Annotated in this window: 21 protein-coding genes and 3 tRNA genes; 12 read left to right on the top strand and 12 right to left on the bottom strand. The window is 45.3% G+C overall.

Annotation, left to right across the window (positions count from 1 at the left end):
- Nucleotides 1-58: 58 nt before the first annotated feature.
- From groL to ACLWNV_RS00505, 4 genes are all read right to left on the bottom strand, one after another.
- Entirely contained in the window at nt 59-1705 is a 1647-nt protein-coding gene (groL, locus tag ACLWNV_RS00520; RefSeq protein WP_413585943.1) for a chaperonin GroEL, read from the bottom strand.
- Nucleotides 1706-1774: 69 nt separating this feature from the next.
- Entirely contained in the window at nt 1775-2062 is a 288-nt protein-coding gene (gene groES / locus ACLWNV_RS00515) for a co-chaperone GroES (RefSeq protein WP_413587655.1), read from the bottom strand.
- 217 nt (nt 2063-2279) lie between these two features.
- Nucleotides 2280-2849: a hypothetical protein gene (locus ACLWNV_RS00510; protein WP_413585942.1), complete on the bottom strand. Its 570-nt coding sequence runs from the start codon at nt 2847-2849 to the stop codon at nt 2280-2282.
- 120 nt (nt 2850-2969) lie between these two features.
- Nucleotides 2970-3536: a hypothetical protein gene (locus ACLWNV_RS00505; RefSeq protein WP_413585940.1), complete on the bottom strand. Its 567-nt coding sequence runs from the start codon at nt 3534-3536 to the stop codon at nt 2970-2972.
- Between the two features lie 106 nt (nt 3537-3642).
- Here ACLWNV_RS00505 and ACLWNV_RS00500 point away from each other — a divergent pair, with 106 nt between their 5' ends.
- Genes ACLWNV_RS00500 through ACLWNV_RS00490 form a run of 3 tightly spaced genes read left to right on the top strand, consistent with a single transcriptional unit; the run spans nt 3643 to nt 5947 of the window.
- Entirely contained in the window at nt 3643-4614 is a 972-nt protein-coding gene (locus tag ACLWNV_RS00500) for a hypothetical protein (RefSeq protein WP_413585939.1), read from the top strand.
- A complete protein-coding gene (locus tag ACLWNV_RS00495) occupies nt 4611-5435 on the top strand; it encodes a metallophosphoesterase family protein (protein WP_413585938.1) in 825 nt (274 codons plus the stop codon). The genes ACLWNV_RS00500 and ACLWNV_RS00495 overlap by 4 nt, the downstream gene beginning before the upstream one ends.
- Nucleotides 5411-5947 (top strand): hypothetical protein, encoded by a 537-nt coding sequence (locus ACLWNV_RS00490; protein ID WP_413585937.1) that lies wholly within the window; start codon nt 5411-5413, stop codon nt 5945-5947. Before ACLWNV_RS00495 ends, ACLWNV_RS00490 begins: the two co-directional genes overlap by 25 nt.
- Nucleotides 5948-6008: 61 nt before the next feature.
- On the opposite strand, the gene ACLWNV_RS00485 is transcribed toward ACLWNV_RS00490, so the two are convergent.
- From ACLWNV_RS00485 to ACLWNV_RS00475, 3 genes are all read right to left on the bottom strand, one after another.
- Nucleotides 6009-6084, bottom strand: a tRNA-Asn gene (locus tag ACLWNV_RS00485).
- A gap of 52 nt (nt 6085-6136) precedes the next feature.
- A complete protein-coding gene (locus ACLWNV_RS00480; RefSeq protein ID WP_413585936.1) occupies nt 6137-6589 on the bottom strand; it encodes a hypothetical protein in 453 nt (150 codons plus the stop codon).
- 79 nt (nt 6590-6668) lie between these two features.
- Nucleotides 6669-6745: transfer RNA gene (locus ACLWNV_RS00475), tRNA-Arg, on the bottom strand.
- A gap of 153 nt (nt 6746-6898) precedes the next feature.
- Between ACLWNV_RS00475 and ACLWNV_RS00470 the strand changes: the two genes are divergently transcribed.
- Nucleotides 6899-6989, top strand: a tRNA-Ser gene (locus tag ACLWNV_RS00470).
- Nucleotides 6990-7086: 97 nt separating this feature from the next.
- On the opposite strand, the gene ACLWNV_RS00465 is transcribed toward ACLWNV_RS00470, so the two are convergent.
- Nucleotides 7087-7761: an NERD domain-containing protein gene (locus ACLWNV_RS00465; RefSeq protein ID WP_413585935.1), complete on the bottom strand. Its 675-nt coding sequence runs from the start codon at nt 7759-7761 to the stop codon at nt 7087-7089.
- A gap of 248 nt (nt 7762-8009) precedes the next feature.
- On the opposite strand from ACLWNV_RS00465, the gene ACLWNV_RS00460 reads away from it, so the two are divergent.
- The 3 genes from ACLWNV_RS00460 (at nt 8010) to ACLWNV_RS00450 (ending at nt 9792) form a co-directional block, all read left to right on the top strand.
- The gene (locus tag ACLWNV_RS00460) at nt 8010-8351 is read left to right on the top strand and encodes a type II toxin-antitoxin system RelE/ParE family toxin (RefSeq protein WP_413585934.1); all 342 of its coding nucleotides are present in this window, start codon (nt 8010-8012) and stop codon (nt 8349-8351) included.
- Entirely contained in the window at nt 8341-8655 is a 315-nt protein-coding gene (locus ACLWNV_RS00455) for a helix-turn-helix domain-containing protein (RefSeq protein WP_413585933.1), read from the top strand. Before ACLWNV_RS00460 ends, ACLWNV_RS00455 begins: the two co-directional genes overlap by 11 nt.
- A 237-nt stretch (nt 8656-8892) precedes the next feature.
- A complete protein-coding gene (locus tag ACLWNV_RS00450) occupies nt 8893-9792 on the top strand; it encodes a chemotaxis protein CheX (RefSeq protein WP_413585932.1) in 900 nt (299 codons plus the stop codon).
- Here the strand turns inward: ACLWNV_RS00450 and ACLWNV_RS00445 are convergent.
- Both ACLWNV_RS00445 and ACLWNV_RS00440 read right to left on the bottom strand, forming a co-directional pair.
- Complete coding sequence (locus ACLWNV_RS00445; RefSeq protein WP_413585931.1) at nt 9785-10816, bottom strand: hypothetical protein; 1032 nt, start codon at nt 10814-10816, stop codon at nt 9785-9787. The two genes, ACLWNV_RS00450 and ACLWNV_RS00445, sit on opposite strands and share 8 nt — an antisense overlap.
- Nucleotides 10817-10818: 2 nt before the next feature.
- Nucleotides 10819-13725 (bottom strand): hypothetical protein, encoded by a 2907-nt coding sequence (locus tag ACLWNV_RS00440; protein ID WP_413585930.1) that lies wholly within the window; start codon nt 13723-13725, stop codon nt 10819-10821.
- On the opposite strand from ACLWNV_RS00440, the gene ACLWNV_RS00435 reads away from it, so the two are divergent.
- From ACLWNV_RS00435 to ACLWNV_RS00415, 5 genes are read left to right on the top strand one after another with little or no spacing between them, the layout of a single operon-like run.
- Nucleotides 13696-14721, top strand: coding sequence for a type II secretion system protein J (locus ACLWNV_RS00435; RefSeq protein WP_413585929.1), 1026 nt, complete (start codon nt 13696-13698; stop codon nt 14719-14721). The genes ACLWNV_RS00440 and ACLWNV_RS00435 overlap by 30 nt on opposite strands.
- Nucleotides 14722-14732: 11 nt before the next feature.
- Nucleotides 14733-15500: a hypothetical protein gene (locus ACLWNV_RS00430; protein ID WP_413585928.1), complete on the top strand. Its 768-nt coding sequence runs from the start codon at nt 14733-14735 to the stop codon at nt 15498-15500.
- Between the two features lies 1 nt (nt 15501).
- Nucleotides 15502-16194, top strand: a complete 693-nt coding sequence (locus tag ACLWNV_RS00425) for a hypothetical protein (RefSeq protein WP_413585927.1) — start codon at nt 15502-15504, stop codon at nt 16192-16194.
- Nucleotides 16176-17711 (top strand): spermidine synthase, encoded by a 1536-nt coding sequence (locus tag ACLWNV_RS00420; RefSeq protein ID WP_413585926.1) that lies wholly within the window; start codon nt 16176-16178, stop codon nt 17709-17711. Before ACLWNV_RS00425 ends, ACLWNV_RS00420 begins: the two co-directional genes overlap by 19 nt.
- Entirely contained in the window at nt 17708-18775 is a 1068-nt protein-coding gene (locus ACLWNV_RS00415) for a hypothetical protein (protein WP_413585925.1), read from the top strand. The genes ACLWNV_RS00420 and ACLWNV_RS00415 overlap by 4 nt, the downstream gene beginning before the upstream one ends.
- Here ACLWNV_RS00415 and ACLWNV_RS00410 read toward each other — a convergent pair.
- Together ACLWNV_RS00410 and ACLWNV_RS00405 are read right to left on the bottom strand one after the other, a co-directional pair.
- On the bottom strand, nt 18743-19480 hold the full coding sequence (locus ACLWNV_RS00410; RefSeq protein ID WP_413585924.1) for a hypothetical protein: 738 nt from the start codon (nt 19478-19480) through the stop codon (nt 18743-18745). The genes ACLWNV_RS00415 and ACLWNV_RS00410 overlap by 33 nt on opposite strands.
- 131 nt (nt 19481-19611) lie before the next feature.
- Nucleotides 19612-21957, bottom strand: a complete 2346-nt coding sequence (locus ACLWNV_RS00405; protein ID WP_413585923.1) for a phosphoenolpyruvate carboxylase — start codon at nt 21955-21957, stop codon at nt 19612-19614.
- Nucleotide 21958 lies beyond the last annotated feature (1 nt).

Genomic DNA, 21958 nt, shown 5'->3' with positions numbered 1-21958 from the left:
CGAAGGAGGATCCGCCTTCGCTGAAACTTCGGCGGATGTAATTCAGCCTTGGGCTGAATTACATCATACCACCCATACCGCCCATGCCGCCCATATCGTGGCCGCCACCAGCTGGCATTGGAGCATCTTTCTTAGGTGCTTCTGCGATCATAGTCTCAGTAGTAAGCATCAAAGAAGAAACAGAAGCTGCGTTAGTTAGAGCGCAACGAACAACTTTAACTGGATCGATAACACCGTCTTTGATCAAGTCAGTGTATTCGTCAGAGTATGCGTTGAAACCCCAAGAAGCAGATTTGTTTTGCATGATACGATCCAAAACGATCGCGCCATCAAGACCTGCATTCGCAGAGATTTGACGAATTGGCTCTTCGCAAGCACGTTTGATGATCATCGCGCCGAATGCCTCTTCTTCAGAGAATTTAGTTTTATCAACTTTTGCAGAAGCGCGAAGCAAAGCAGTACCACCACCAGCAACGATACCTTCTTCAACAGCAGCGCGAGTCGCGTTCAAAGCGTCTTCTACGCGGTGTTTTTTCTCTTTCATCTCAACTTCAGAAGGAGCACCAACGTGGATAACAGCTACGCCGCCAGCCAATTTAGCCAAACGCTCTTTCAATTTTTCTTTGTCATAGTCAGAAGAAGTTTCTTCGATTTGACCTTTGATAGCGCTTACGCGACCAGTGATGTCTGCTTTTTTACCAGCACCATCAATGATAGTCGTGTTGTCTTTATCAACAACGATACGTTTCGCAACACCAAGATCAGCGATAGTCGCCTGCTCAAGTTTACGACCGATGTCTTCAGAGATAACTTTCGCGCCAGTCAGGATCGCGATGTCTTCAAGCATAGCTTTACGACGGTCACCGAAGCCAGGAGCTTTAACAGCACAGATGTGAAGAGTGCCGCGAAGTTTATTAACAACCAAAGTTGCCAATGCTTCACCGTCAACGTCTTCAGCGATGATCAACAATTGGCGACCTTGCTTAGCAACGCCCTCAAGGATGGAGATCATATCTTTCATAGAAGAGATTTTTTTGTCGTATACAAGAACGTAAGCGTTCTCAAGAACTGCTTCCATTCTTTCAGCGTTAGTTACGAAGTATGGAGACAGGTAACCACGGTCGAATTGCATACCTTCAACTACTGTAACTTCAGTTTTAGCAGTTTTGGATTCTTCGATAGTGATAACGCCTTCTTTACCAACTTTGTCCATAGCGTCTGACAACATTTGACCGATTTCTTTGTCATTGTTTGCAGAGATAGAACCAACTTGAGCAACTTCGTTTGAACCTTTAACCGGTTTCGCCATTACTTTAAGTTCGTCGATGATGATCGCTACCGCTTTGTCGATACCACGTTTGATAGACATTGGGTTGTGACCTGCAGAAACCAATTTTGCGCCTTCGCGGTAGATCGCTTGAGCCAAAACAGTTGCAGTAGTTGTACCGTCACCGGCTTCGTCATTAGTTTTGGAAGCAACTTCCTTAACCATTTGCGCGCCCATGTTTTCGAATTTGTTTTCCAATTCGATTTCTTTAGCAACAGTTACACCGTCTTTAGTGATCATTGGTGAACCGAAAGATTTATCGATAACAACGTTACGACCTTTAGGTCCTAGAGTTACTTTTACTGCGTTCGCAAGAGTGTTCACACCTTTCAAGATGTGTGCGCGAGCGTCTTCTGAGAATACTAATACTTTAGACATGATTTTCTCCGTTATCAGATGCACTCCGACTTCGTCGGAGTAAATATATTAAACAAACTTCAAAGACGCTTAAGCAAAAACGCCCAAGATGTCTTCTTCGCGCATCATCAGGTATTCTGCGCCTTCAAGTTTCAACTCAGTTCCTGCGTATTTGCTGAAAAGAACTTTGTCGCCAACTTTAACTTCAAGAGGCAGGATTTTGCCGTCTTCAGTTACACGACCTTTACCAGTCGCGATGATTTCACCTTTTTGTGGTTTTTCTTTTGCTGTATCTGGGATGAAAAGACCGCCAGCGGTTTTTTCTTCTTCCGCCATTCTGCGAACAAGAATTCTGTCGTGAAGTGGGCGAACGCCGATTTCGTTCTTAGCCATTGTAATGCCTCCGGTTTTAAGTCTTAAAACTATGTTTTAAATATATTGATGGAGGTAATATGAATTGCCCTGATACAGAGTCAAGGCGCGGGATTCTATTTTTTTTAGATAAAGTTGGTTTGGACGAAACCAAGTGTACCAAAGAGGTTAACGCACTCGGTAAAGTTAATTTGTAGGAAATCGGTAGGCTTCAAATCCGCGTTTAGCGACTAGCTTCCTTGGTTGTGTTTGTAGCACTTGCCGGAAGGTCTGACGCGTGTGCGCCAAATACCGAGTTTGCATAAGCATTCATAAGCTCAGCGATCTCTTCCGGAGAAAGCTTGCCAGCGACGTCTTTGAAAGCCGCTTTTTTATCGGGAACCTTGGTCAAATAACCTGCGAAATAGTCAGTAACAGACAGGTCTTTCGCAACTTCAAGGTCATATTGTTCCTGGCTGAGTTGTCTTTCCAAAGCCTCGATAGAGATATTTTGCGAAGCCACGGCTTCCATGGATTTTCCACGGGCTAAATTAGGATCAGTACCCGCGGCACGACGACTGATTTTTTGGGATTGGATCTGACCAGCTAGAAAGGTGACTTTCGTTTGTGCAAAACTGACTTTTTCATTCTTCCACTCACGATAGCTTTTAAACTTTGGAGCTTGGGTCACCGCAGAGTTTGCGGGACGAATAGGTGAGCCGGCAGCTCTAAAAGCGGGGGCCGCGTGCGCTGTAAACGCAATCGCAGTCATACAAATAACGACCACCCCTGATAGGTGTTTATACAGGCTCATCGATCCTCCAAGTTACCAACATACGTGATTCGGGTTCATGGAATTCAATGTTTGTGCCGGATAGTTTTATGTCCTAAATGCAATAAATGAGATCTGAAGGGAATTCAGGGACTTTTTGTGTCAATCTGAGCCGAATAAGGCTGCACAGAGCGGTACGCTAAAGCGCCCATAAGCTTGGGTGCGTTCAACATCCTCGGAAGTGAATCGCCCCTGAATAACGCCCATGACACCGCCCTTTTCCAGGGTGTTTATAGATACAGCGCCCTCATCAGCAATCAAATTCACTTTTCCACCACTGTTGGCCGAGTAGTCAGAAAAAATAATTGTCGGAACCAGGGAAAACGGATCCAACGGATCAATTCGCCAGCTGCCTCTGTCAAAAGGAACATACATGCGAACCTGATATTTGGAACCCACTGCAACTCCACAAGGATCTTTATAGCGTTCATTCCACAAGCGCACTTCCAAAAAAGTTTTGTTATTACGCTTAAAAATATTCGCGCGTCCCTGCAGGTATTTCCACTGCCGGCCTTTGATTGCTCCATGGGCGAACTCGATAATTTCAGGATTTTCAATTGGCGGAGCAGGAACCTCAACGCCAGTTTCTTTGTGGTTTTCCGCACACGCCGCGAAAACCAGAACAGCAAAGACAATTAGAATTTTACGTAGAGCAGATATGCAGTTCATGTACTGAGGAATGCTATCTAAAAGAAATTTGGGGTACAACATGTTTTATAAAACATTTACCTGCGCTTTTAGATGACGAACGACCGAAGGCTATTAATAATAACTCGTGCAAAAATTTATTTTCGTTTTTCTTAGTGTGATTTTCTTTTACGAACTTTCTGCTGTGGCAAGGCCTCTGGGCACCATTCCAGAAGTTCATCAGCAAAACCTGCTGATGCTTTTTGATTTCAGATCTGACTTATGGACTTCACCTTATAGTTACAAAGACTCCCCAATCCGCATCACCAGTGGTGAAGCACGGGTTCCACTATATACAGGCGACACCTGGGCCGTATCTGCTGCGGCTTACACAGAGTCGCTGAACTTGGGACGCACAGATTTTGAACTTGGAACGAAAGACATTTTCATTGGCAATTCCCTTAGACAGGAGTTCGTGGGTATTGGTGCGCGCAAGACATTTGACAGCGGCAGCACTGTCAGTGGCTTCTTTGCGTATGCGACAGCCAGCGACGACCCTTGGGGTTCGGGAAAAGACAAGTATACTTATGCAGCTGTCATTTACCGCAGTCGCCTGATTGAAAACCACAATTGGATTTTCGGAATTGATCAATCACAAAATCGCGGTTTTAAAAATGGCGATCCCTTCCCGTACCTTGGCATAACTTACCATCTGAAAGATGAAATGCAGATTTCCTTCGGCTTTCCCTATTTCAGAATGATGTGGAAATTTGCAGAAGACTGGACAGGGAATGCTTCGGTTACGCCATTCGGTGCACGCATTGCTGCTGACAAAAAAATCAACACCGGAACCGCCGTGGGAGCGCTAACGGCGCTGACGGTACGCTCTTACCTTTTTCATGAGCGCTTAGAAGATGCGGATCGTCTGTTTTATCAGGAAATTATGGGCGAGGTTTATCTTTCCCGCGACTTAAGCGAAGCCACACGCGTGATTTTTGCACTGGGCGGATCTGCAGACCGCAAGCTGTATGAATCTGAAAGAATCTATGAACCGAATTCCCAGGTCACTTCGATCAAGAGTGACTTTTACGGCCGCCTGGCGCTGGAGTTCCGCCTATGATGAAAAGTATTTTGTATTTCGGATTTTTTGCCATTCTTAGTTCGTGTGCCCCGTTCGTGGACTCGCCCTTTTCTGACAGCCTGCTGCGCCCGGAAAGAGGCCTGAACACACAAAATGGAGCGATGATCGGGGATATCAATCCCGGTGACAGCATTCGTCTGGCGATTTTCGCAGACCCCCACCAAAACTATAAAGCCCTTGATAAAGTTACTTTCGGGATGAATCAAAACGGTCCTTATACATTTATCGCGGGTCTTGGTGACTATACAAATTCCTCGTATAATCTGGAATACGATCAGTTCATCGAGTCCTTGTCCCGTCTTGAAGGCATCAGACTGATGACTATCGGCAATCACGACACGATCGGTGCGGGTCCAGAGTTATTCAAAAAAGCTTTCGGGGAATTAAATTCTTTTGTGGATCGCGGTGCTTGGCGCTTTATCTTTTTTAATTCCAACAACCTGGAAAGCCCGGAAAACTTCAGCTCGCAGTGGTTGCGTGACACTGTCGACAGCGGACCTGCAAACATCATGATCTTTACTCACACGCCTTTGCGTGACGAAGAAAGATTCCATGGCCAGGATGCTGCAAACATGGACTACGTCATCACTAACAGCAAAGTGAAGATTGTCTTTAACGGTCACAATCACGTCTATCAGCTGACCACGGACAACGGCACGATCATGCTTCAATGCGGAAGATCCGAAGGGGATCACGGGGCGCACTGGCTTATCACCACTTTAGACACCACTTCTGGACAGTTCTGCATCAAACGCATGGACACTTTGGAGGAAGATTGCAGTCTTTCAGTAAAGCCTTAATTATTTTTGCAACTCTGTTGGGTTGTACTGCAAACGCAGGTGATTGGCGCGCGCTGATTGAGCGTGCGGGCTTCACGGGCTTCCTTGCAGCCGGGGTCAGCTATGAGTGGCTGCCAGAACACGCCACAGATGTGACATTAGGCGGTTATCAGATCGCCAATGAAACTTATTATCAGGCTAATATCGGCTATCGCTATTCGCGCTGGAGTACGCCACTTAAGGGCAATGACTGGCGTCCCGTGCAGTTTGGCGCGTTCGCTGTTTATGCACTGAACACGGATCGCTTTTTTATCCGCTCGCCCGATAAGTATCCTTCCAAAGGATATTACGATGAGACAGCACTTCGTTATGGCGCGGAGCTGGGCTCAACTCTGACATTCATGCCCAGCCGAATTGCCATCGGCTATCGCGTACGCATTTTCGACAACGGATTGATTGCGATGTTCAACAACTCGAACCGCGATATTCAGTATTATATTTCTTCGGGATTTACTCTTCAGTACTTGTTCTAAAAAGACGGGGATATGACCCCAGAAACTAAAAAACCACCTCAAGGGTGGTTTTCAGATAAAATGGCTCAGGAGGAGGGACTCGAACCCCCGACCCAGCGGTTAACAGCCGCTTGCTCTACCGACTGAGCTACTCCTGAACATCGGTGAAGGGCCAAATTATTCGTTTGGACCTATCTTGTCAAACAGAAATCAGGGCTGTTCCAGGCGCTTTAAGACTTTTTCGAGCAAGGTCGAGCTTAGGGGCATGTCGTCGACTTTGAAAAACGGGGTGTTTGGGACTTGTTCCATGGTTTTCGCAGCTCCCTTAGCATCGGTCGCCACCAACCGGCGGGAAAATTGGGATTTTTGCGCCACGTCCTCAGAGATAGAACCAATCATAATCTCGCAGACCGAGCTGATATCCGCAGCTGATACCAAAGTCTTTACGACCTTCCCCTTTTCAGAGAGGATTTCCACTTTTTTGGTTTCGGCAGGACACCAATTTAACGGGCGAGTCTCCCCACCCAAAAGAAGGGAAAGGGCGCTATCGTCCTTTTGGGCGTCGCGGGCAAAATCCGAGGATCTTAACTGCTGCATTCCATAGATAACCAGTCCGAATGAACCGATCATAAAAGCGACTTTAAGCCAAAATTTAAAATCCATACGTCCTCCGATACGAAAATCAGAGTAATGCCTTTTAGTTTTGTAAGGTATTGAATTTATAAGAAAATTGGGGAAAAAATGGTGCACTCGAGAGGATTCGAACCTCTGACCACATGATTCGTAGTCATGTACTCTATCCAGCTGAGCTACGAGTGCACTGTGAAAGAGACGTATGTTTAAGCCGCCGTAATCGAAAAATCAAGCATTCTTAAAGAAATTTGCAAAAAGCACCCCGTTATAAGCCCCCCAATCCTTGATTTGGGGTTCGGGCTATGGCAATTTAACTTCTCAGCTCAGATACGAGTCCGCGGAGAAGTGGGAGAGTGGCTGAATCCAAGCGTTTGCTAAATGCTCGTACACCAAAAGTGTACCGAGGGTTCGAATCCCTCCTTCTCCGCCATTTTTCACCTGTAAAAATCTTCATTTTCCATTTTCGATTCGAAACCTGCCCGGAGCAGGTTTTTTAGTATCCGGTAGTGCGCTAGATTTAGGCAGTTCTAAGCACTCTTAGTGAATCGACATTTCGGATAAGCTTCGCATCCCAAAAACTTTGTTCCGCGACTGGATCCTGTTCTAGCTACCTTCAGCCTCAAACTAGCTCCGCAACTTGGACAGACAGTATTTGAACTACGACGCCTTCTCAAAGAGCGCACATGATCACTTTGTCGTAAAGTCGATTGATTCATGTGGAGCTCAAGTTCATTTACAATTCGAGACATCTGCTCTTGCGATAAAACAACGTCGCGAAAGCGTTTAATATAACGACCCAAGCCAGCTCGAATAACATTCACAGGCATTGAAGTTTTAAACTTACAATTTCCTACAAAGTAGATGACTACGTGGATGGCAGAGTCCTCTAAGTTTAAGAATCGAGCTAATACCTTTTTCTGCCTGTAAGTTTGCCGCAATGGATTCTGGAAGGGGTAATTGTTCTTAAATAAAGATTGAGTCCAATTAGCGCCGTCCTCTGATCCAAATATCCAACCACTCTTGTTTTTAGATTCGACTATAAATAGTCCGTACTCAGATACCACAAGGTGATCGATCTGGGCTGTGCCGTTCCAACCCGGAATTATTAAATTATGAAATTGCTTGTACTTGCGGCTGTCCAGCTGAAGCCACAAAGCAAAAACAGTCTTTATTTCACCTATCCATCCCTTTAAATTGCTCATCTAATCTCATTTGGAAAATTCAAATCATCTCACCTTGCAGCTACATATCTCGGCTAATAAAGAAACTCGCTATATGCCACTTCTGTTTAGTTATTATCAAAAGCAGGTCCAGTTTGGATCACGTCCGCCCACCAGAAGCACTTCCGCTTCATAATCATTGGGTTCGCCTTCCGGAGTGGTCACATCATTGCTATTGAGGGTTAGACTATCGGCACTTTACAAATAATAACCATTTGGGTATAATTTAGATGATACGGATAACATTTGCTACCGCCATCTCGGGACGCAGCTACTTTGAAAAGTTCTTACATGAACTTTCACTTCAAGATCGCGCAGTTATTCTATCTGTTTTTCAGGACATTCAGATTCACGGCCTAGGGGCTAAGGGGTGCGATTTCAGACAGCTGGAAGGAAAGCTTTGGGAAATAAAAATTCGAGCCCCAACAGGAGGTTATCGTTTTTTCTACGTTCTATTGGCATCGGACCACTTACATGTTCTGCACTCGTATAGAAAACAAGGGCAAAAGGCACCGACCAAAGAACTTGAATTGGCCAAAAAAAGATTGAGGGAGATTCTCTATGAAAAGTAAGTCAGTTAGTTTAGATGATATTCTAATTAAGGAGCTTAAAAATGATGAGTTTAAGTTCGCTTACGAACAACGTCGTTTCTACCTTCAAATTGCACATTTGGTTTCTGATCTGCGGGCAAGAACAGGTTTTTCACAAGCAGAATTGGCAAAGAAATCTAAAGTGAGCCAGCCCATGATTGCACGCCTTGAAAAAGGTGACAGCTCTCGTACACCAACTTTTGAGACGATTTTCAAAGTGCTAAAAGCACTCGGCTACACGATGTCCATCAACGTCCAGAAGGACAAAAAGCCAAGGGTCGCATAGCAAAAAAATCAGATTGTCTCGTTCATAAACAACGTATCAATTCCCTATTGGGGGCAAAATAAAATAAACCTGGAGAGGATTACTCATTTTTTCGCGATTCCGATTTTTCTCACAATCTAATTTCTCTCTTACAGATTTATAAAGTTACTTTGATCATACTCCGATAAATTAATCAGGGTGACTTGCATCTTCATGTATTCCCTCACAATCCAAACCACTTGAGCGGGCCAAATAACCATGAAGACTCGAAAAACGATCCTTATTGTCGATAACAATTCAGGTCTGGATAATTTGGTGCGCGAGCCCTTGGGCAAATTGTTGCGCAATTCTGATATCTCCCCAGTCGTCGTTCGCGCGAAAGACGGTGCCGAAGCCGCAATTAAAACCGAAAATCAAAAATTCGATATGGTTCTTATTGATACAGAGGTTCCACGTCTGATGGACGGGGGGTTCGTCTATGGACTGCATACTTATAAGAACACACAGGACGCCAGCCTTATCGTCGTCACACAAAGAGACAGCACAGACCTGCCGGACTCACTTCGTCACTGCACGATGCTTAAAAAGCCCATCACCGCTGATGAGCTGATTCAGACAATGATCAAAATCCTGAATGGTGAAGGCGCGGCAACTCCGACAGGATCAGCCAACGCCACCAAGTATGCAGTCGATGTTCGCGTGATCAATGCAGTTATTAAAGCGACCACTAACGTGTTTGCGCAATTCGGTGTTCAAAACATCACCATGGGTAAGGCTGAAACGAAATCCCCCCACGATCCGTTGATGGGGGAAATCTCGTCAGTTGTTGAAATCAAATCCCAGTCGTATTCTGGATATCTTGCTATTTCATTTGATAAAGGCAGCTATCTGGAAGTGGTTTCGACCATGTTGATGGAAGAGCAGACCGAACTTAATGCCGACAACCAGGATGCCGTCGGTGAAATTAACAATATCATTTTTGGTAACGCCAAATCCGAAATCACAAACTTCGGTGTTCAGCTGACCGTGCCTAAGGTTTTAATCGGAGCGGGTAGTTTGATCAGTTGCGCGCAGGGATCTGCAGGTATGCTGATCCCGTTTTCAACGACTAAGGGCAAATTCTATCTGACGGTTATAGCAGTACCACTGGCTAACTAAGCAGGCGAACGACTTTCGTTTTAAATGCCGACTGCAAAACATAAATCGAACGCACAATGACTTCGACGGCGACAAAGATAAATAACCACAACCACTCGAACGCTCTTGGATAGTGTCCCCAGAAATCCATGTAGTGCAGTCCCATGGGCAAAAATGCCAGGTGCATAAAATAGGCGACACCAAAATGCTTGTTCCAGGCAAGATTTGAAAACCACTGCATGCCTTTTACTTTTCCAATTGCAGCGTTGATTCTTGGATCCAGACTTAAGCGCATCAAAAACATGAACACCGCAAAATGCTTCCAGAACATCAATGGCTTTTGCTTAAACACGTAGGCTTCAAATCCGGGGCCCGCCGGGAATGGACCATAATCAGGCGTCACCACGAAAAGTAAAACGATCGTGCCAATCCACGCAGCCCACTCCCAGTTTTTCCGTTTCTGCACGGTCACCGAAAAACGTTGGGACCAGATAACAGCGATTGAATGAAACAGCACCGGCAGAGCCAACCACGGCATTAAGTTCCAACCCGTAAACTGTACTGAATCCTGAATTTTTAAAAAGCTTTCGTAGTTTGCAAACGGTACGCTTAATAGCACCAAGCTTGCAAGAATCAGCGCCCATCTAAGAACCGCATTTCGTGGCAACGATATGACCAGCAGTAACGAGAAGATCAAATAGGAATATACGTCCCAATCCCAAGTGCTGGGATTCATGGGTTCTGTAGCTGTAGATATAGAGAGCGTGATTAATCCAAAAATCAAAACAAAGAAACGCATGGATTGTTTGGCTCTGGTTTTTAAGCCAATCAAAAAGAAACTCAGTGCCACGATGAAAAGTCCACCGTACTTGAAGGTATCGCCGACCCAGCCGGTAAGATTGTGATAGTTGGAAATTTCTGGTGGCAGGGAGATCACATCTTGAAAGAAGCTGAACTGCCATACATGAAAATACAGAATCGCCATCATCGTGGCGATTCTGAGAAGATCAAAACCATAGATTCTTGAGTTACTTTTTTCAGTCATGCTTAAAGGATAGCATCAAATAATTTTCTATCCATCGTGCAGAATGGCAATCCCGCATCGCCGGATCCCATGTCCTCGTAATACTTCTGAACGTTGTGAGGCGCGTCTACCCATGGATGCTCTGGAACGTATTCCGGAACCTTACATTCAGCGTAACACCATTTAGGACATGTCGTTGGGCCCGTTTTGGAATTTGAGTTCAAACACGGATCCCACGAAAGCTTCGAGTGCTGACACGCGAAGTTCATTCCAACAAGATCATTCGGATCGGCTGTCGCCAATGCACATCCAGATCCTGATGAAACATACTGCGCACCCGCCGGCACAACTGCTGAAGTTACAGGACAGCTTCCCGCCACAACTCTTGGATCAGTCGACAGAGTGCTGGAGCTTGTAGTTACACTGCACTGCTCATTAAAGTTCGACCACTTCCACAACTGATTGTTTTCAGGATTCTGTGGACCTTTATTAAATTGAACTTCCAGGCAGGCATTTCCACCTTGCGCGATACCAGGTTTGGTTGCCGTGAAATTAATTTTTCTTGCGACCTTCACCGGAAAACAACCCATTAGTGGATACAAAGTATTATCATTCGCCATTTCGCTGCTTTCCTTGATCACCTGGAACTTACCAGCGGAACAACGAGCGGCCACGTAACAGAATTGCTTATTCTTGGAATCAAAGACAGTATACAACAACTCGTCTCCAGGGGTGACCTTCGCGTTTGGATCCATATTGTAAGTGTATCCATTGCCTGAACCATTCGAGGTCTTGTATCCCAGCTGTGGTTTTATTCCGTTCAAACTGCTGTAAGGCGTGTTATCGACATAGAATGTATTTCCCGGCACGCACGAGTTTTTCTCGAGCTGCGAAATATCCATGGCATCATCCAGCGGAGCAGACCAACCAGGACTTGGCGGGCGGATGATATTACATTTCTTACCGCACTTACATCCGTTATTACTGTCATCACATGAGCGGTATTTACCGCCCGCTGAATCCGGTACATAGTTGCGACCTCCATCGCTGGCACAACCCAATCCACCGTTATAACAAATAACCGCTGCAACACCTGAGGCAATCGTAATCGCCAATGCTGTGATGGAAATCCAGGCCACAGCACCTACACCCATAGTTACGATAACCAGAACTGCGAACAGCACCCAGTTAAACAAACCTCCGAACAGACCTTTTCCGCCCTTACAAGGTTTGCAGTTACACGTGTAACAAGGTGGAGGTTTGAAATAGACGTGAGGATTGATTTCTTTGATTGGTGGACGTCTGTCACCCGCAATACCGGGCTGGTCCATCATTTTTTCCTGGGCAGGAACATAACTAAGATTTCCCGCCAGATCGATCATCGCAATACCGAACTTCATTTCACAACCCCACATTCGCGGGTTCGCTTTATCACCACGAATCTGGTTGTACGTGTATTTATATTCCACATAAGGCTGCTGAACGTTCATGCCTGGAAATTTAAAGTTCGTACCGGAAGACTTAATAACTTCGACACGATCAGGGCGCGAGTTACAGAACTGCATCTGCTCACACGGCACCCAGCCCGTGTAACGCATATCCCAGGATTTATCGAAGCTTGTCTCGGCGCCACCGTTATAGGAACCAGGACACCAATTACCCGGAGAGTTTTTGAACCACTGACGGGAAGTATCCAGGCACATCGGAACGACGCCGCCATCCTTGTGCATGTTATAAACTCTGAAAGTCACAACCAGATCAATATAGTTCTGCGCAGTTTGCGAACACAGAGGTCTATCGCGATTTTCCGGCCACTTTGGATTTGAAGCATTATATGGCTGAAGATTCGTTAAGATGGTTTCAAAGGGATGCCCCAAACAGTTCGCTTGCGCACCAGAACATTTTGTTCCAGCACGTAAGCCGTTGGTGCGATTGGTATTATCAATAATCGCACCCGGAGTTGAAGCTGCTGTTTTCACATAATTCACGTCATAGAAGTAATCGACGACGTTTTGCTTATCTTCAGGGAGTGAAAAGTCTTTCGTACCGTCGCAAGTTTCCGTCTGACCTTTTTCGTTGGTAAAGTTTGCACGCAAAGTAACGCGCATACCATCTTTGTCGGTTATCCAGCTTGGAAAGATACCAATGATCTGACGAGTTTGTGCGGAGTAACCGAACTGGGGTTCGTAGGTTACGTTAGTGCGACCACCATTGCGTGGACGTGGCCAGTAGTCTTCGCATACCGTGCTCATGTTATTCGACGCCAGATCGTAGCGATTAACTTTCATTGAAAGATTTAAATCTTTTAAACCACCTTGAAACTGACTGCTAAGTGCCTGACTGTCTACACCTGTCAACAAACTCACCGGTGCAAAAGTATGGCAATGTCCGGAGTTGTACTTAGTCGCCAGATACTCCATCGAACCTTTTAACAAAAGCGGCGTATAAAGTGTCAGACCGTCACTGCGAATAGGAACATCTTTGGTCGTGGTTGCGGTTTGCGGAATTTTGATAGTTTTCCCAGGATTCGCTGAATACAGAACTCTTCCTGGATTCTTCAGGGCAAACATTTTGGTTCTTTGCGCAATGAACTGCGGATCAAATGGATATGCATCAGCAGGGATATCAGGTGGCAGGAACACGCGCTGGCCAGCTGCCGCTGTACCACTCACACCAGCCATACTGACATTCATTTTCGGTTGATAACTATCAAGAGAGTTTCCCAGGGAATTGATTCGTGAAAATGCGGTATCAAGAACGGCCTGGCAGCTTGCCGACGTTCTCATGTCTTTAATAATTTTCCCTTGTTGGCTAAAGAAAGGCATTGCTAGAATGAAGATAGTGGCAAGGATTCCGATCGCAACCATCATTTCAAGAGCTGAAAAGCCCGAGACTAATTTATGACTGATAGACCTGTCTCTTCGAAACATTCAAAATCCCCCACAGAAAGCCATTCACGATGTTCTTTCAAGTCTAACAGTGGGACTGTGGGGCAACAAGGGTTTTCCCTTATCGAGCTCTTGCTTTCGTGCGTGATCGGGTCGGTTCTTTTGTATGGTGTGGGATCACTGATCTCGATGGCGACGAATCAAAGTGAGTCGCTTACAAACAGAATTCAGTCGGAGTCTGAGCTAAATGATATTTCATTTTATCTGAAGCACTTTGCTTCCCAGGGCATTAATGTCGAGGATGGCAGCGGCAGCAATCTTAACAACTGGAATTCCACGGGTAGCAGCCAGAATACGGGATTTGTCAGAGCGGACTATCTGGCATCGGCTTACTTTATTGCCAATGCCACGACAGCTCCCATTGATACAGTCGGAATCTTTTTACGAGACAATATGCCCAGCGACTACACCTCTGTTCCCAGCCTAGGGGATCGTTTTCTGCCTACGGGAATTTACTTTCAGCGTCCTACGGCAAAAACATTCGGTGTCTTATACATTGACCTGGGAAGATCCCAAGCTGGCGGCACTGTCAGTATTTCGCCAACAAGGGACGATCTGTGGTTTGGATCGATTATCGATTTTCAGGCGACCGAAAGACAGTTCACACGTTTTGATATGAATAACCCTGATCAGGATCCGGTTCTTTCCAGCCGTCGTCGTCTTTCTGCGGTGACGTTTAAAATCACGGTTCGTGAATACCTGGCACAGGAAAACAGTAAGCGGGACTATACGTGGTGTCCCCCGGCAGCGATGAGCCAACCCGAATGTAAAACTACAAGTCCCTACAAAGACGTCGAACGCGTGGTGCGTGTCACCTTCAGAGATAACGTTCTTGGATTCTCGTCAGCCCAAATGGCTCAATCATCGGAAACTCCAGTAACCTTACGAAATCAGCGTCGTCCCGTATACCGCAGACCTTATGATTTGATTTACTTCCTGAAACCCACGTACCCCGTCGGGCAACTTAAAAGAAACTAGGAGTGGGTTTTATGATGTTTAAATCTATAAAATCACAACGTGGGTTTGCCGGAGCAATGCTCGTCATTGCTATCGCGGTCGTCGTCGGTGTCATCATTGTTGGCGTAATTTCGAAAATGGGGACTCTGAATAAAAGCTATGACAAATCCCGTGCCTTCTTTGACTCGGAAATTGCTATCGAGAACTTTGCAGTTTCTTTAAAGAGTGCTTACGACAAAGCAAACTATCTGCGCGATACCCCGCCGCAAACCTCGGGAACGGCTGCGAATGATGACTACGGCTGTCCAGGTAAAGTAATCACAATCGGGTCGGGTGCGAAAACAGTTCGCCTGTGCTGGGAGTATGCTTCAGGTCTTTGCTCAAAAAGATCCATGAACGCGGGCCTGGATATTTGCGTGGAACCTGGAAACTTGCAGGTGAACCTAGTGTCCACTGATGAGTGGATGGTGGCCTATCAACCAAAACCACCAACAATGGACGAACAGTTTGCTTTGTTGAAAGAGGCCACTCGTCAGGTTTTTAAAGAAATGGCTTTACCTCAGGCTCAGGCAAACCTGGATGTTTTCACTCCGGCACTCCCGGCAATGTCCACAGTTAATAGTATCGCAATTAATAACACTTTAAGAAATCGTCCTGAAGCACCTAATTGCGCGATGGCGCAGTATCAATGCCTTAAAGTAGCTTTCTGCGTGAAAAACGGCAGCAGCTGTTCCGCTAACGAAATGATTCGACAAACTTATATTTTCTCGATCCCTGCAGCCACGTCCCAAGGATACTAGGATGAAAGCGGATGCGAAGTTGCGCTTCATCCTTTTTCTGATTTTTACGACGGCGTTTTGCAGCTATGCCTATGAGCTGGTACTTGCTGGTATCCTTTCGGTACTTTGGGGAAATGTGGTTTTGCAATATACCGTCACAACCGGTGTCTATATTGCCGCGATGGGCGCTGGAGCATATTTCACGCCTGTTCAGCTAAACACTAAAAAAGCCTTTATCTGGATTGAAGTAACTCTGTCGTTGCTGGCAATAGCAGCTCCCTTGCTGTTTGTTTATTCAGATGTTCACTCGCGAATCATCTCAATGCCGGTATGTTACGCATTGATTGCGCTAATTGGATTTCTTTCGGGAATGGAACTTCCGCTACTTATGCAAGTGCTAGGGCAAGATTCTGCCGTCAGCAGCAAAAACGAGAATGCACTTTTCATTGATTATGCCGGAATGTTCGCTGCCGGAATTCTTTTCGCCTTATTTCTGAATCGGCAGTTTGGATCCTTAGTGGTGATGCTGGTGTTGGCTTTGGTCAACCTGGGCCTGGCGTTGCTATGCAGTCTTTACTGGGCCCGTAATGACAAACGAATTTTAAAAATCGAACTTCCAGCTTTGTTTGTGTTGTTTATTTTGATTTCCAGCGGTGTGTTGGTGAATCTTTCAGCTTATGAGGAGTTGATCTCTAAATGGATCATCGCAAATTAAAATTCCTTTCATTTGCATTTTCCTTTTGTGGATTCGCCTATCAAAGTTTGATGGCAAAAACTTTTGCGGTCTTTTTGCAGGAAGAAATCATCGGCTTCTGTTTGTCCTCGGCCTTGTTCATTTATGGAATTGGTCTGGGCAGTAAGAAATCTTCAACAGCAAAAAATCCGCTTGCCAGTCTTTTCAAGGTGGAATTCACATTAATGGCAGTGGGAGCGGTCGCCCCGATGCTGGTCACATATTTGTTCTTCTTGCCAAGCTTGGGCCTGATAGAGCTTTTTGGGATTCGTATTCCTGGTGGGCTTCTGTTGATGACCTTCGTATTGTGTACCGGAGCGATTTCACTCGCCTTGGGTTATCTGACAGGTTACGAAACTCCATTGCTATTCAGACTTCGCAAAGAGCAGGATAATCAAACTCACTTAAATCAAATCCTGGCATTTAGTTACTTTGGCGCATTGCTGGCGGCAGTGGTCGTCCCACTATTCGTGATTCCGCACTTAGAAATATATGGCGGAGCTATTCTGATTTCTTGCTTGAGTGGAACTTTGTGCATTTACTTATCGCTGCACTTACCAGATAGCAAAAGGCTTACGCGAAAGGCAGGCGCAGCCCTCGCTTTCGTTCTTTTATTCGGCTTTCTGCAAATGCCTCTTCAGCAATGGTCCTTGCGAATTCGTTACTATCTAAACTATCCAAAATCTGTGACCAGCCTGACTGATGTATCCGACTATATAGACGGGTTAAGGAATAACATTCAAGTGACCAGAATTCTAAGTCCTTATCAGGCAGTCGATATTGTTCAGGGACAGGAAGATGGCACTTCGTACTTTAGCCTTTGGTTAAACGGCCAATACCAGTTCGACTCGCGCTATGAAAAATCCTACCACGACGCCTTTCTGAACGGTTCGCTAAAGCTGACAAAAAAAATTCCAAAGCGAGTGCTTATACTGGGGGCTGGGGATGGGCTGCTTTTACGGGACATTCTTAAAAAATTACCCCAAGAAACGAACATCACGTTGGTTGAACTGGATCCGTTGATCTTAAAGCTTGCTCAAGAAGATTCAAACTGGCGAAAACTAAATCAGGACTCTTTAAACAATTCTTCAGTGAATGTCGTAATAGATGATGCCTTTCACTATCTTCGCGATAGTAAAGAATCCTGGGATGCTGTTTATCTGGATTTTCCATATCCTTACAGTGTGGAACTATCCAAGCTCTACAGTTTAGAGTTTTACCGCATTCTTAAGAATCGTTTGTCACCTGGTGGTTTTATCGTTTTCGATTTTCCCACCACTGAAAGCGCAGATATTATTCATTCAACACTTGCAGCGGTTCCGTTTGCCAACGTCATAGCTTTCGAAAAATCTGAAAGCTTTGTCTTCGCAAGCGATGCGCCGGTTGCAGCTTTAGAAACTTCGGGACAAGACGATTATAAGATTATTCCGCTGCCCGAAGCTCAAAAGAATCTGGTGAACTCCTTATTTAGGCCGCAGCTGCCAAGGATGTGGCAATGATTAAACGCAGATTCTATGCCCTGGATTTACTTCGTACGTGCGCCATTCTGGTGATAACCTTTTATCACGTTTGGGAGGCTTCCATTGGTGAATCCCAAATGTTCTTTACGAAAAGTCAGTCTGTCTATGCTTATCTGACTCAGTTCTTTGTAGATTACTGGAGCTATTCGGGACTCATTCTTGCTCTCATTTCTTTCTTCCTGATTGGATTCTCTAAAAAAGAATTGAATCCGTTTCGCTATCTTTTGGTAACAGTAGGGCTGTTCGGAATGATGGTGCACGATCAGGCAAGTTTGGATTCCCAAAGCTGGAGCTGGAATCTTTACGGATACCTTCTGGTAAGTTTGATCGTCGTTCAGCTACTTCCAAAGAATAGAACTGTTTTAATAGCGATCTCTGTACTTTCGATGGTTGGTTTGCTGGTTCCCATTGAAGTATATCAGTCGTTAAAGGCCGGGATCTCACCTTTACTAGATCAAATGCTAATTGGGGATTTGAACCAGAATACCACCATCGGCTGGGGACTTTTACCCTGGTTGTCGATTCCACTCTTAGGATTCTGCGTGGGGAGACTCATCCGAGATCTGCCCGCAGATTCAAAATTCTTTCGGGGATATAAATTTGAACCGCAACTTCTGTTACTGACAGCACTCATCCTAATTGTGTTGCTACCGATACGCTCAGGCGTTTCAGTTTCTCCAACGGGATTTTACTATTATGTATTCTCGGGATCGCCGTGGTTCTTTTGGAGCCGATTTGCTGTAATTTTCATTTGGATCAGGTTGGCGTGCTTGGATTCAGTAAACTTGTTCCTGGGAAACTTCAAGGTAATGCAATGGATCTCGGGCCTTGCCTGGAATAAGTATTTTGGGCTTTGTTATTTCTTGCAGTTGATAATCTTATCCTGGGCAGCAGATCTGGGGGCTGTATTCAGGCAGAGTCCATATCTAATGGACATGTATTGGATTGGGCTTCTCCTAGCAACCGAGGTTTTAGCCCGGTTGCTGTTAAGAAGATTCAGCACTATGAAACTATCGGCTTACAAGCTTGTCGACCGAGTTTAGAATTCTGGTCATTCTGGTCAACGCTTCCTTACGAATTTTTTCAGACAAACGGGATTCTAAAACCTTTGCCGAAGCATCTTCACCGACGATGGCTTTAAATGCGGACTTCATCGTCTCATCATACGGAAGAATAAACTGTTCGTTTAATACGGATGTCGTTTCTCCAGAAACCGCAAGCAACGTCAATGCTGGTTGCGCAGTCACTGTTAGCGTACTAGCCGCTTTGGTATAGCCAGCGGCACGAAGGGAATGTAAAGCTTCTGACTTCCACTCCGCAGCCTCTGACGCCAGACCTGAACCAGAATCAAAGAATACGTCCAGCGAAAGAAGTGGTTTTTTATCATACATAGCAATAAAGCCCAAAGCCGCCTTGCGTGCATCAACACAAGAGTTAGAGCTTTCTAAAACTGAATTTACTTCTGCGACCTCCGTCGCCAAAGCATTTGCTTCTGAACCCAGCAATTCAGCGTCAGTCATAGTGCTCAGCTCTTCAGAATTCGATCTTAAGATATCCATTAGTTCCGCAACAGATCCTTCGCGCTCTAATCTTAGGTATTCAGCCTTCAAGGGATGAATGACTCGAACCACGTCCATTTCATTTGAAATACACTGCTTAATTTGATCAGCAGTAAGGCTGGCAAAAGAGCTTTGGCCCACCAGTAAAAGGGAAACAGTCAGAGCTCCGCGAAGAGAAAAGATCTTCATATTTAGGTCCTTTGGTTCGGTAAATTAATCCCTGAACCCAAGTACAAGAATTGGACCTGTTCCATTAAAAACCTATTCGTTCCAATGGCATTTATCTGTAAAAAACCTATACATCAGACCTTTTTAGGCCGCTATCCCGTAGTCAGCATTCCGCTGGCGACTCCGGTGACTGTCTCTCGCAACAACAAAAGATCCTTCTCGCGTAAGGCAATCAGCTGCAGGACATTTAAGGGATGAATTAGCGGAGATCTTAGCGAAATGCTGGTTCCCAGCCACGGCCGATACCATAGCAGGTTGCGCTCGCCGTTCATTTCGCGCATCGCTTTTTTGCACGCATTGAATTCCAGTTGAAACTCCTGCAGATACTTATTCTTGATATCTTCCGGAAGCTTCGACTGACTCAGATACAAAGCAAAGATACTTAAATCCATTTTCTCCAGCGTAAATCCCAACGCTTTCACATAAGAACTGAATAGCTGAGATTCTTGTAGAGCTTTTCGATAGATGTTCTTTTCAGCCGCATTCAAACTTTTCCAAAAACTTCCTACTCCCCACCATGTGGGAAAAAGAGTGCGCGTCTGTGTCCAGCACAACACCCAAGGAATTGCTCGTAAACTCTTTAACTGGACCGAGCCCTGCCTTTTGGAAGGTCGCGATCCCAGTTTTAAATCTTTTAAATAGGAATACGGTGTCGCAAGCTCAATCATTCTTAAAAAATCAGGATTCTGAAGCGTTGTTTGATAGTGGTCTTTCGTGAATTCTGCCATTCTTTTTAGCGCTTGATCCACCTTTGCTGAAGGAGCTTTATCCTTTCTTGTGGACTTGCGATCCCTGGCTGCCATGATCCGCTCCAACTGCCGCTCTAAAATCTCTGGAGCTGAGTAGTTACGATAAATCATCTCACCTTGAACGGTGACTTTCACATTTTCCAATGCAGACAACGGCCACCAGTCAGTTTGCTCTTGAACCGATCCGCCTCCGCGCTCTATGCTACCACCCGATCCATGAAAGAAAACGGGTCGAATCTGATTCTTCTTAATCACTCTTTCGATTTCGCCTATGGCAGTCTTTACCAGATATCGTGAAGCAAAGGAGCCGTTCTCTTTTGACGAATCCGAATATCCCAGCATTACTTCCAAAGTATTGGACCATTTTCCGGAGACTATTGATTTGCGACGTTTCTCACTTAAGAATTCTGTGATGATTTTTCTTCCTTGAGATAACGAGTGCGCACTTTCAAACAACGGCACCACGGGCAGGCGATAGTCGCCAAGATATAACTTCGTAAGCTTCATCCCGGCTTCAATATCTTTTACGGCTTCGCAATTACTTAAAACAAATCCCCGCACATAAAATCTTGGATCATGTTCTGGAGAGATTCGCCCCAAGGCCTTCATCATTCTGACAATATTTGTATTCTTTTTTTTACCTGTCAGTGCTTCATGCACCAATCCACTGTCCTCGCGGATTTCCAATGGCACCACTAGCCCTGGAAAAATTTTTGTGAATGAGAGGATGCGCTGTAAAACCGGAGCGTCGACGCCGAAAAGTGATCTTTGATGTTTGCTTAGTTCTAAAACCGCAGTTTTTATGTCATGTAGCTTATTGGCGTCTCTCGCTTTAATGGACCTCAATTGTATTAGTTTTTTCTGAATCTTACGGATTTCAATCTTAAGCAGTTCCACACTGCGCTTCTCTGTCTTACGAACCATATCCAAAGGCTCTATGTTGCTTTGGTATTCTTTTAAAGATTTGGAAAGCCACTTTAACAGCATTCTGCGGGACATATTCAGACTTGCGATCATGGTTTTTTCATCCACTCCAGGATGACCGTCTTTGTCTCCCCCGACCCAGGTTCTAATATAGAAGGTATGCTTTTTATGCCGCTGCTTTATATAAAGATCGATGATCTCTTCTTTCAGTGACAGCCCGTATATGTACTCCGCTTCGTCCATAACCGATGGTTTACGCTGTTTGGACATTGGGATATGCCATGCCCACTTTAATAAGGCATTGAGCTCCTGTTGATCGCTAAGGCCCTGCCGATCAAGACGCTGCTCAAGCAGATTCTGGATCTTTTTAAAGTAATAAAGAGTATCTGAATTTCGCGACTCTGTGGGATGCGCTGTCAGTACGTGGATAGTTCTTCCGAAACCATGGGTTGTCTGTTTCTGTTCACGGAATTCGATTTTCAATCTATGCGTGCGATACGCAGCCTCGCAGGAATTAATAAGCTCCAGCATCAAGGCAAAGGCATGGGCAATTTGATATTGTTCGGTGGATGAGAGCGCTTGAAGCTCTTGATAAAGTGACTGAAGGCCCTTTACGGATTTGGCCTTATCAGACTTAACATAGCGTCTGATCTTTTCGATTCGCTGAAAGCCGGATCTACCGACCTCGAATTCGATCACCTTCCCCAGTTCCGTAACAGACCAATCAACTAATTCTGTAAGTTCCCGGGGAAGATTTTCTCGCATA

It is taken from the genome of Bdellovibrio sp. HCB274 (assembly GCF_047306075.1).
Lineage (GTDB): Bacteria > Bdellovibrionota > Bdellovibrionia > Bdellovibrionales > Bdellovibrionaceae > Bdellovibrio.
This window is presented reverse-complemented; position numbering and strand designations above follow the sequence as displayed.

Bases quoted from the DNA above. Each gene is read 5' to 3' on its own strand.
- ACLWNV_RS00455 (WP_413585933.1), top strand. From the start codon at position 8,341: ATGAAAAGTAAGTCAGTTAGTTTAGATGATATTCTAATTAAGGAGCTT.
- ACLWNV_RS00480 (WP_413585936.1), bottom strand. From the start codon at position 6,589: ATGGATTTTAAATTTTGGCTTAAAGTCGCTTTTATGATCGGTTCATTC.
- ACLWNV_RS00420 (WP_413585926.1), top strand. From the start codon at position 16,176: ATGGATCATCGCAAATTAAAATTCCTTTCATTTGCATTTTCCTTTTGT.
- ACLWNV_RS00505 (WP_413585940.1), bottom strand. From the start codon at position 3,536: ATGAACTGCATATCTGCTCTACGTAAAATTCTAATTGTCTTTGCTGTT.
- ACLWNV_RS00440 (WP_413585930.1), bottom strand. From the start codon at position 13,725: ATGTTTCGAAGAGACAGGTCTATCAGTCATAAATTAGTCTCGGGCTTT.
- ACLWNV_RS00410 (WP_413585924.1), bottom strand. From the start codon at position 19,480: ATGAAGATCTTTTCTCTTCGCGGAGCTCTGACTGTTTCCCTTTTACTG.
- ACLWNV_RS00405 (WP_413585923.1), bottom strand. From the start codon at position 21,957: ATGCGAGAAAATCTTCCCCGGGAACTTACAGAATTAGTTGATTGGTCT.
- ACLWNV_RS00435 (WP_413585929.1), top strand. From the start codon at position 13,696: ATGACTGATAGACCTGTCTCTTCGAAACATTCAAAATCCCCCACAGAA.
- groL (WP_413585943.1), bottom strand. From the start codon at position 1,705: ATGTCTAAAGTATTAGTATTCTCAGAAGACGCTCGCGCACACATCTTG.
- ACLWNV_RS00465 (WP_413585935.1), bottom strand. From the start codon at position 7,761: ATGAGCAATTTAAAGGGATGGATAGGTGAAATAAAGACTGTTTTTGCT.
- ACLWNV_RS00450 (WP_413585932.1), top strand. From the start codon at position 8,893: ATGAAGACTCGAAAAACGATCCTTATTGTCGATAACAATTCAGGTCTG.
- ACLWNV_RS00425 (WP_413585927.1), top strand. From the start codon at position 15,502: ATGAAAGCGGATGCGAAGTTGCGCTTCATCCTTTTTCTGATTTTTACG.
- ACLWNV_RS00495 (WP_413585938.1), top strand. From the start codon at position 4,611: ATGATGAAAAGTATTTTGTATTTCGGATTTTTTGCCATTCTTAGTTCG.
- ACLWNV_RS00430 (WP_413585928.1), top strand. From the start codon at position 14,733: ATGATGTTTAAATCTATAAAATCACAACGTGGGTTTGCCGGAGCAATG.
- ACLWNV_RS00460 (WP_413585934.1), top strand. From the start codon at position 8,010: ATGATACGGATAACATTTGCTACCGCCATCTCGGGACGCAGCTACTTT.
- ACLWNV_RS00510 (WP_413585942.1), bottom strand. From the start codon at position 2,849: ATGAGCCTGTATAAACACCTATCAGGGGTGGTCGTTATTTGTATGACT.
- ACLWNV_RS00445 (WP_413585931.1), bottom strand. From the start codon at position 10,816: ATGACTGAAAAAAGTAACTCAAGAATCTATGGTTTTGATCTTCTCAGA.
- ACLWNV_RS00415 (WP_413585925.1), top strand. From the start codon at position 17,708: ATGATTAAACGCAGATTCTATGCCCTGGATTTACTTCGTACGTGCGCC.